The sequence below is a fragment of the Mycobacterium sp. genome (assembly GCF_035603715.1).
In the GTDB taxonomy this organism is placed as follows: domain Bacteria; phylum Actinomycetota; class Actinomycetes; order Mycobacteriales; family Mycobacteriaceae; genus Mycobacterium.
This window is the reverse complement of record NZ_DATNJW010000335.1, coordinates 1-7,987: the sequence shown is the minus strand read 5'-3', so window position 1 is coordinate 7,987 and position 7,987 is coordinate 1. Positions and strand designations below refer to the sequence as shown.

The window sequence follows — 7,987 nt, the reverse complement described above, 5'->3', positions numbered from 1 at the left end:
CGGCCACGTCTCCAAGAACTTCCGAATCACGCGCTCTGCGGAATCGCTCATCGCCGAGGCCTCTCAACTACGCCCTGACTGGAGAATGTATCGACATTGCAGCTTAGGGTTTGGACGAAAAGTCACCTTGAATATACGGATATCGAGAGAAGTGACGGACGGCGACGTCGTCGAATTCCGGTTCGGATCAACGTCTACATGCAATGGTTGATGGGAACAGCTCGGCATGGCCACCCCGACCTCGTGGCGGATTTGCTCTCCGAGTGGTTTGCGGCTCACCCACTATGAGCAAACCATTGGCCGGCGGCGATGTGGTGGAGTTGCGCTTCAACGTCTAGGTAAACAACGAGTAAGCGATGCCTCATCGGCCGCACAACAACCTCTAGTGCGCGTAACGTGCGAGTCCAGGTGAGAGATCAACCCGGTGAGGGGAGTGATCAATGACTTGGACAATGTCATCCGGCGTCCGCAGCAAGGTCAGGAAGATCGCCGTCGCGGGGGTGCTTATCGCTGTACCCACGGCCGCAGTGAGCGTCCCGGCTTATGCGGCGCCCGGTTTCGGCGGCCTGCCGAATACGCCAGCAGTCCTCCCGGCGTCGCCGCCAGCGGATCCACCACCGCCGCCACCGGCTCCGCCGCCGACTGCCGCCCAACCGTCGAATGGTGAGTACTACAACCCCAATGACCCAAATGATTGGTGGCCTTACGCCGGCACTGGCAGTTTCTAAGTGTGCGAAAGGTTCTCGACTGCGTGAATGCCGCCCCTGCTTAGCGTTCTGATCATCGGCCGACGGAGCGGAGACATACAGGCATGAGCAACGTTCCGAGCCGTCAGGCTCGTCTGGCGCACGCGGCCAAGCACGCTGAGTTGTGGAACGCGGGCAACAAGGACGCGTGGGTGGCGTCGTGGCGGACGATCTGCCCCGGCGAGGTCCGAATGTTCGATCCTGTCGGGACTGAAGAGAAGCACGGTTTCGCCGCCGCCACCTCGGACGCCTTCGACATGTTCCAATCGATTCTCAAGATCAAGATGATCACCGTTCAGGTCAACGGAAACGAAATGGCGTGGGTGTGCGAGAACCACTTCGGCACCGAGCCGAACGTGCAAATGGCATACAGCATCGAGACTTTCGCGTGGGACGACGACGGAAACCTGCTCATCAAGACCTACTATCCGATGCCCGAATCGGTCGGTGCCGAGGCCGACCCTTACACCCATCTACTGGGGGGGCAGAAGTAGTCAGGTGGACGCCGCCTGTGGTAGAGGTCCAGCGTGATCGATGACTAACGGTTATTGCGAACCCTCCGCAGAGAAGACGTCGATCGAGCGCACGGGCGTCAACATCACCAGCGGGATCTGGCGGCTAGTCGACTGCTGATAGGTGATGTACGGCGGGTACAGGTGAGCCATGTGGGCCCATACCTGATGCCTTTCGTCGCCTTCCGGTTCCCGCCAGGAGGCCTCGAACGCTTGGGTCGCGATTTGCACGCCGATCGTGTTGCTATCCAAGATATTTAAGTACCACCCCGGATGCGTATCGGCACCACCCTTCGATGCGACGATCACGATCTCGCCACCGACGTTGCCGTAGATCAACGGCCGGACAAAGACCGTAGCCGACTTGCGGCCGACACACTTGATCAAGCAGTGCGTGGTCAGCGCACGGCCGCCTACCTCACTCAGATCCAAGATGTGACCTCGTGTGCCACCGGAAGTCAGATAGGTCTCGAGGTGCTCGCTGACCCAGTCACCTCGCGCAGCTCGGATCGCTGCGGCATCGGCGTCGCCCATGGGTGGACTCCTAACGTGGACAGTGTCAAGGTGATTAGACGGAACCTGTGTCGCTGACTTCGCCAGTTTGAATCATGTAACCATGCGCCCGCCCGACTGATTAGGGCGGCCGTCGACGGCGACGTCGTCGAGTTCCGCTTCAACGTCCATAGGTCTGGGTTTAACTGGGCACGACGACCCGAGGAGATTGACGATGGCAATTCTCGTTAACGTGGACAACTTCGTTCAGGCCGAGACCCATCGGATGTTCGCGGACATCCAGGCAGTCGCAGGAGGAATCGGGAGCTTTCGGCACAACCGCACACCTGCCCGCATCGATGAACAGACGGTCATCAGACTGAACCGGGACACGTTGTACAGCTTCGCGATCGTCGATCTCGCGCGGCCGGCTCGGCTGAGCTTGCCGGATGCCGACGGTCGGTACCTCTCGGCGATGGTCGTCAACGAAGACCACTTCGTAAACAGCGTCTTGCACGAGCCCGGTGAACATACGCTGACGAGTGATCAGTACGAATCGCGGCACGTCCTGGTTGGTGTTCGAATCTTGGTTGACCCCAACGATCCTGGGGATGTTGCTGCCGTCGTAGCGGTTCAAGACCGCCTCGCGATAGAGGCCGGCTCGTCTGAAGCATTCGTCAAGCCGGACTACGAAGTCGACAGCCTCAACGCGACCCGCGACGCGCTGCTGTCGCTTGCCCGCGGGCTCAACAACTTTGACCGCACATTCGGTACTCGCGATGGCGTCGACCCGGTGCGTCACCTGATCGGGACTGCGGCCGGGTGGGGCGGGCTGCCCACCTCCGAGGCGACCTACGTCGGTGTCGACCCGAAAGTCCCGCCCGGCGACTACGAATTGGTGTTCAAAGATGTTCCGGTCGATGCGTTCTGGTCAGTGTCGGTATACAACGGGCGCGGCTTCTTCGAGCCGAACGCCAAGGACCTCTACTCGGTCAACAGTGTCACCGGCGATCGCAATGATGATGGCTCGACGACCGTGCGATTCGTTGCCTCAGCGGACAGGGAAGTCCCCCCGAACGCGATAGTCACGCCGGAGGGTTGGAATTACCTCATCCGCCTCTACCGTCCTCGTGCCTCGATCGCGGACGGCAGCTGGACGCCGCCACCGCTCACTCCCTGCGGTTAAGCGCTCTGTGTAAGCGGACTCGGTGACCTACGCGCCGGTCTACGTTGAGGGGACGAGTGATCAGGGAGTAGATCGATGGCAGATGCAATTGAACGGATCGTCCTCGACTTCGTGCACGCGGCGTACGGCGAGCACATGGATGTCGACGCTATGACTGCCTTGATGGCCGATGACTTCGTGTGGCAGCTCAATGTGCCGCTCTCACCGATCATCCGCGGACGCGATGCGGCACGCGCCGAGCTGGAAAAACACAACCAGCTGGCGTCGGGCATGGTCGAGGGCAGCGAGATTCGAACGGTCGTTTCCAACGACGACACGGTCGTGGTGGAGCGGCTCGACGTGAACATGATTGCAGGCAGGCGAGTCTCGTTTCATGTGACGGCGATCTTCGAAGTCCGCGACGGCGCGATCACCTGCTGGCGCGAGTACTGGGATACGGGCGACATCGCCCGGCAACTCGGCAGTGACCCGGCACAGATGTTTGAGCAGATCGGGTCCTGACCACCCGCTTGTACGCTCGGGACTCATGAGCTGGACAGCTGAGCAGCTCGCTCTGGTCGATGCCGCCCCCGAACTCGAAATTGCAGTGCACCGTGCCGACGGAACACTTCGGCCGTGGACGCCGATTTGGGTAGTGCACGTCGGCGGCGACGTATACGTCCGCACGTGGTACCGCAGAGATACCGGATGGTTTGGTCTCGCCTTGCGCACAAGGCGTGCACGCGTGCGCATTCCCGACTTAGAAGTCGAGGTGCGCGTAGAGGACGTCGGTGTCGGCCCGCCGGGAGTGCGGCAGGACGTGGACGACGCCTACCGGGCCAAGTACGGCGGCGGTTCGACCGGGAACATGGTCGGAGACGAAGCCGCGGCGACGACGCTTCGTTTGCTCACAACATGATTCGGCACTACGTATCGCACCCCAACCTCTACGTCGTGGGCGCCTCGCGGTTAGTGAGGCGGCGAACGATGAGCAGTAGTGGGATGGCGGCCAGTTCGGCAATGACTGCGAAAAGCACGACGCTGGTCAGCGACAGGCTGAACAAGGCGCCGATCGCGGCGCTGCCGGCGAACCAGGCGATGCCGTAGACGCCGGTGAACAGGCCGTAGGCCGAGGCCCGGCGGTCAGGCGAGACCATCGGCGCGACCGCCGCGGGGATGATGGATTCGTGCACACCCATGCCCAGGCCCCATAGGCATACGCCGATCAGCGCGGCCCACCGACCGCCGAGCAACGCCAGTGGTGCGTACCCAGCGGCCACCAGGGTCAGCGGGACGAGCAGCGCGACGCCGAAACGGTCGTAGAGCCGCCCGAACACCAACGAGCCGGCGCCGCTGGCCGCCATCGCGACCGCGTAGAAGACGGGGATGAGGCTGGCCGACATGGTGCCCGCGTGTTGGAAGTGGTAGGCGATGATCGGGAAATCGGCGAATCCGGCCGCGACCAGGGCCGCCGCGGCGAGGTAGATCCAGAACGCTTTGGGCAGCCCGTCGGTGTGCACGGCATCGGTGTCGGGCTCGAGGTCTCGGGGCCGCGGGTACAGCAGCCGAGCCACACCCAACAGCGACAGCATGATGGCCGCCGGGACGGCGAGTACGGCGAAGGCGAGTCGGTAGTCATTTGCGCTGACGGCGAGGACAACCGCGATGAGCAGCGGCCCGCACATGGCGCCGAACTGGTCGAGTGCCTCGTGCACGCCGAAGGCCCAGCCGTAGCCCATGTTCTTGCCGGCGTGCGAAAGCATGGCGTCGCGAGGCGGGTTGCGGATGGCTTTGCCGACTCGCTCCAGGATGACCAGCAGTGCGGCGATCTGCCAGCTGCCGGCAAGCGCGAGCAGAGGCACCACCGACATCTGCAGGATGTAGCCGCCGATAGTGATCGGCCAGTACAAACCGGTGCGGTCGGCGCTGCGCCCGGACACCAGCCGCAACCCGTAGCCGAGCAACTCGCCGAACCCGCTGACCACCGCGATGGCCAGCGCGCCGGCGCCGAGCAGTCCCAGGTAGGGGCCGACGATGCCGCGGGAGGCCTCGTAGGTGAAGTCGGCGAAAAAGCTCATCACGCCGACCATCAGCACGAACTTCAGCGCAGGGGAGAATCGCCTGCTAGCGGCGTCCGTCGGATCAGTTCGTCCGGTATCTACCACGGCTAGGGCGTGCCACCACCAGCCACAATGCCCTGATTGACCTGGTTGATCGCTTGTTGCACCAACCCGACGGCATTTTCGCGGTGTCCACCCTTGTCGTGCTCAGCCTGGTTGAGTTCGTTGACGGCCTGCTGGAGATCGTTTCTGGCGTTGAACATGTGCTCCTGGAACGCATAAGCCGTCCCACCGCCCAGCATCCCGAAAGTCAACGCCATGAGCGACGTGCCGATCGCAAGCCGCGTTTTGGACACGTACATAAGGTCGATCCCTTCTGACGGCAGATATTGCGTTAAGTGTGGCGGTATCAGTCTGCGAAAGTCGTGGGGCGATTTCCCCATTTTCCCGGGGACCCTGCGGACTTGTGCTTGCGGACACCAAGAGTTCATCTGCAGGGGTTGTCACGCTGCGCGCCGCACTTGTCGGCACATTGCTCATCTTCGGCATCGAAATCGATGCTGCTGCAACGGTATTGGTGGGCTCACCGTAGCGGCATATCGGCCGGATCTCGACCTCGACGGCGATGGCCTGGCCTGGCCTGCTAAGGCGCGCCGATCGACACGGTGAATCCGTCGGTGGGCTGCCTTGTCGGTGACTGTCCTTATCATCAGCCCGAGATGAGAATCACCTACTTCTTCCTGCCGCTGTACTTCGGGCTGTTCGCCGGCCTCGTCGGCCACAACGTCAGGGCGGGCCTAGCGGGTGCAGCCGTCGGACTGATCCTCGCGGTGTTGTTGTCGGCGGAAGGCAATCGGCGCGGGCGTGCCGACGGGATGGCGGCCATCGATGCTATGACCGGAACGGAGTTCGAGGATTACGTCGCGGCTCGCCTGCAGCGAGCCGGCTGGCGGGTGAAGTTCACCCCGGCGAGCGGCGACTACGGCGTCGACCTGATCGGTGACAAGGACGGCAAGTCGGTTGCGGTGCAGTGCAAGCGACTCGGCAAGCCCGTCGGCGTCGCGGCCGTTCAGCAGGTGGTGGCCGGTGCCCGCCACCACGGATGCACGAGGAGCATCGTCATCAGCAATCAGGAATTCACCGATGCGGCCAAACAACTGGCCCATACCCACAACTGTCAATTGATCGGTCGCAGAGCGCTGCAAGCCTGGGTACCGCCTCCTGCGCGACGCGCGGTTTAGGGCTTGCCCGCAGTCTGGCTAAGGCAAACTCTGGGGGATGGCGACTATGAAGCAGTTGGCGGGCCAGGCGCTCCTGTGTGGCGCCATCGCGTTAGCCGCGTGCGGACCGATCGACGGCATCGCGGCAGCCGCACCCGCTCCGAGCTTTCACTGGTGTCCCGGTCAGCCCTGGGACCCGGGTTGGGGCAGCATCTACGACTGGGATTGGAATCAATGCCACGACTGGGAACGCGCAGCAGGTCAAGGTGGTCCGATGGGTAACGGACCCTGGGGACTCCCGCCGGCCTGGGCGCCGCCGCAACCACCGCCACCGCCGTGGGCGCCAGGCGCGAGCGTGATGTGGAATATGACCGCTCGTGCCTGGGGATTCTGGAACAACAAAACGTGGACGCCACTCTGACGGCCCGCTGCCACGTCGATCAATCCGCGACGACTGCGATTTCACCACCCAGACGGTAAGGCGCTATCAACGGAAGACCGTCACCGCTCCAAAACCGACCAGGGTCAAACCAATTCGACCGTTTCTCGGTTTCGATCAGGCCCATCTCCTCGTAGGTGACTGCCACGGTCTCGGCGCAGTAAGCGGATTCGAAGCCGCCCTTGCGCTGCTGCTCCCTACGGCGCCGGGTGGATTCGCGAACGCGAGAATCCACCCACGGGATTCCGCGCACCCAGTCGTACCTGGTCGGAAGCTGACCGCGCAGCCACCGCAAGGTGAGCCGCGTCGTGGACGGGAACGGTGTGCCGTCCATCCGGGCGATGACGCGCAGCAACCGATTCTCCTGCTCGTGGTCGATGTCGGGGCTCATCTGCCGCAGCCAGCAGCGCTGCCCGTAGCGGGTCAGCCATCGCTCGACGGCTTCGCGCGCGTCGTTGAGTTGCACGCCCCGGTGGTTGGTGGCAGTCCAGACATCGGCCAGCTTGTCGCCGAGTTCGGCATGCCACATCAGCGGCGGCAGATCCTCGATCGCCACTGTCATGCCGACGTGGTTGACCGGGCTGTTCGACATCGTCTGGATCGCGCGGTCCGGTCCGGAATGCCCCCGGAACAGCCAGATGTCGCCGGTCCTGGTCTCTTCCAGGGCCTGGGTCAAGCCCACTGTGTGCGTATCCACCACCGCACCATATGCACATACCGATCCCGCCGGGATGTACTCGCGAATAACCTGAGCCGATGCGCACCATCTGGAAGTTGCTGGGGTTGGCCGGCGTGGTCGGGGTGGCGGCCGGGGGAGTGCTGGTCGCCCGCGACCAGCGCCGGCGCCGGGCATACACGCCCAACGAGATCCGCGACCGGCTGCAGAAGCGCCTGGCCGAGGCCGGCGAGGGCTGACTCAGGCGGCGGCCACGACATAGAGCCGGTGAGTGCCGGCAAAGCCCTTCAATTCGGTGTCACGGCCACCGTCGAACGTGAGGTCCTCGCAACCGCTGAGCGCGTCGCGCACGGCGTCGCTCACCAGAACCTCCCCGCCGCAGGCTTCCGCGGCGACGCGTGCCGCCATCGCGACGTTGCGGCCGAACAGGTCGTCGCCGCGGCGCACCGAACGGCCCATGTGGACTCCGATCCGCACTCGAATCCCGTTGCGCCGCTTGTGCTGTGCATCTCTATGAAGCGCGTCCTGCATGTCGATGCCGCAGCGCACCGCCTGCTCGGCGTGGGCGAACGCGATCATGAACCCGTCGCCCTGGCTCTTCACCACATGCCCGGCACGCTGCTTGACCAGCCTGCGAACCAGCTTGTCGTGCTCACCGATCAGCCGCACCCAGGGCC

The 7,987-nt window shown here is 63.6% G+C and carries 12 protein-coding genes; 7 read left to right on the top strand and 5 right to left on the bottom strand.

What is annotated here, in order from left to right; translation table 11 throughout:
* The first annotated feature begins 811 nt into the window (after positions 1-811).
* Complete coding sequence (locus tag VN856_RS13950) at positions 812-1,240, top strand: hypothetical protein (protein WP_325689961.1); 429 nt, start codon at positions 812-814, stop codon at positions 1,238-1,240.
* Between the two features lie 51 nt (positions 1,241-1,291).
* Here the strand turns inward: VN856_RS13950 and VN856_RS13945 are convergent, their stop codons facing one another.
* The gene (locus VN856_RS13945; protein ID WP_325689956.1) at positions 1,292-1,792 is read right to left on the bottom strand and encodes a nitroreductase/quinone reductase family protein; all 501 of its coding nucleotides are present in this window, start codon (positions 1,790-1,792) and stop codon (positions 1,292-1,294) included.
* Positions 1,793-1,985: 193 nt separating this feature from the next.
* Between VN856_RS13945 and VN856_RS13940 the strand changes: the two genes are divergently transcribed.
* From VN856_RS13940 to VN856_RS13930, 3 genes are all read left to right on the top strand, one after another.
* The gene (locus tag VN856_RS13940) at positions 1,986-2,936 is read left to right on the top strand and encodes a DUF1214 domain-containing protein (protein WP_325689954.1); all 951 of its coding nucleotides are present in this window, start codon (positions 1,986-1,988) and stop codon (positions 2,934-2,936) included.
* Positions 2,937-3,011: 75 nt separating this feature from the next.
* Positions 3,012-3,437: a limonene-1,2-epoxide hydrolase family protein gene (locus VN856_RS13935; RefSeq protein WP_325689952.1), complete on the top strand. Its 426-nt coding sequence runs from the start codon at positions 3,012-3,014 to the stop codon at positions 3,435-3,437.
* Positions 3,438-3,462: 25 nt separating this feature from the next.
* A complete protein-coding gene (locus VN856_RS13930; protein WP_325689950.1) occupies positions 3,463-3,834 on the top strand; it encodes a DUF2255 family protein in 372 nt (123 codons plus the stop codon).
* Between the two features lie 28 nt (positions 3,835-3,862).
* Here the strand turns inward: VN856_RS13930 and VN856_RS13925 are convergent, their stop codons facing one another.
* Both VN856_RS13925 and VN856_RS13920 read right to left on the bottom strand, forming a co-directional pair.
* Positions 3,863-5,005 (bottom strand): MFS transporter, encoded by a 1,143-nt coding sequence (locus tag VN856_RS13925; RefSeq protein ID WP_325689963.1) that lies wholly within the window; start codon positions 5,003-5,005, stop codon positions 3,863-3,865.
* Positions 5,006-5,082: 77 nt separating this feature from the next.
* Positions 5,083-5,331: a hypothetical protein gene (locus VN856_RS13920; RefSeq protein WP_414686956.1), complete on the bottom strand. Its 249-nt coding sequence runs from the start codon at positions 5,329-5,331 to the stop codon at positions 5,083-5,085.
* 363 nt (positions 5,332-5,694) lie between these two features.
* On the opposite strand from VN856_RS13920, the gene VN856_RS13915 reads away from it, so the two are divergent.
* On the top strand, positions 5,695-6,216 hold the full coding sequence (locus VN856_RS13915; RefSeq protein ID WP_325689946.1) for a restriction endonuclease: 522 nt from the start codon (positions 5,695-5,697) through the stop codon (positions 6,214-6,216).
* Between the two features lie 37 nt (positions 6,217-6,253).
* Entirely contained in the window at positions 6,254-6,616 is a 363-nt protein-coding gene (locus tag VN856_RS13910; RefSeq protein WP_325689944.1) for a hypothetical protein, read from the top strand.
* Between the two features lie 19 nt (positions 6,617-6,635).
* On the opposite strand, the gene VN856_RS13905 is transcribed toward VN856_RS13910, so the two are convergent.
* Complete coding sequence (locus tag VN856_RS13905; protein ID WP_414686957.1) at positions 6,636-7,316, bottom strand: guanylate cyclase; 681 nt, start codon at positions 7,314-7,316, stop codon at positions 6,636-6,638.
* A gap of 74 nt (positions 7,317-7,390) precedes the next feature.
* Here VN856_RS13905 and VN856_RS13900 point away from each other — a divergent pair, with 74 nt between their 5' ends.
* On the top strand, positions 7,391-7,549 hold the full coding sequence (locus VN856_RS13900; protein WP_325689941.1) for a hypothetical protein: 159 nt from the start codon (positions 7,391-7,393) through the stop codon (positions 7,547-7,549).
* Between the two features lies 1 nt (position 7,550).
* On the opposite strand, the gene VN856_RS13895 is transcribed toward VN856_RS13900, so the two are convergent.
* Positions 7,551-7,987, bottom strand: a 437-nt coding sequence (locus VN856_RS13895) for an adenylate/guanylate cyclase domain-containing protein (RefSeq protein WP_325689939.1), incomplete at its 5' end; no start/stop codon positions are given.

Coding starts and splice junctions, on each gene's coding strand:
- VN856_RS13950 (WP_325689961.1), top strand. CDS start 812: ATGAGCAACGTTCCGAGCCGTCAGGCTCGTCTGGCGCACGCGGCCAAG.
- VN856_RS13945 (WP_325689956.1), bottom strand. CDS start 1,792: ATGGGCGACGCCGATGCCGCAGCGATCCGAGCTGCGCGAGGTGACTGG.
- VN856_RS13940 (WP_325689954.1), top strand. CDS start 1,986: ATGGCAATTCTCGTTAACGTGGACAACTTCGTTCAGGCCGAGACCCAT.
- VN856_RS13935 (WP_325689952.1), top strand. CDS start 3,012: ATGGCAGATGCAATTGAACGGATCGTCCTCGACTTCGTGCACGCGGCG.
- VN856_RS13930 (WP_325689950.1), top strand. CDS start 3,463: ATGAGCTGGACAGCTGAGCAGCTCGCTCTGGTCGATGCCGCCCCCGAA.
- VN856_RS13925 (WP_325689963.1), bottom strand. CDS start 5,005: ATGGTCGGCGTGATGAGCTTTTTCGCCGACTTCACCTACGAGGCCTCC.
- VN856_RS13915 (WP_325689946.1), top strand. CDS start 5,695: ATGAGAATCACCTACTTCTTCCTGCCGCTGTACTTCGGGCTGTTCGCC.
- VN856_RS13910 (WP_325689944.1), top strand. CDS start 6,254: ATGGCGACTATGAAGCAGTTGGCGGGCCAGGCGCTCCTGTGTGGCGCC.
- VN856_RS13900 (WP_325689941.1), top strand. CDS start 7,391: ATGCGCACCATCTGGAAGTTGCTGGGGTTGGCCGGCGTGGTCGGGGTG.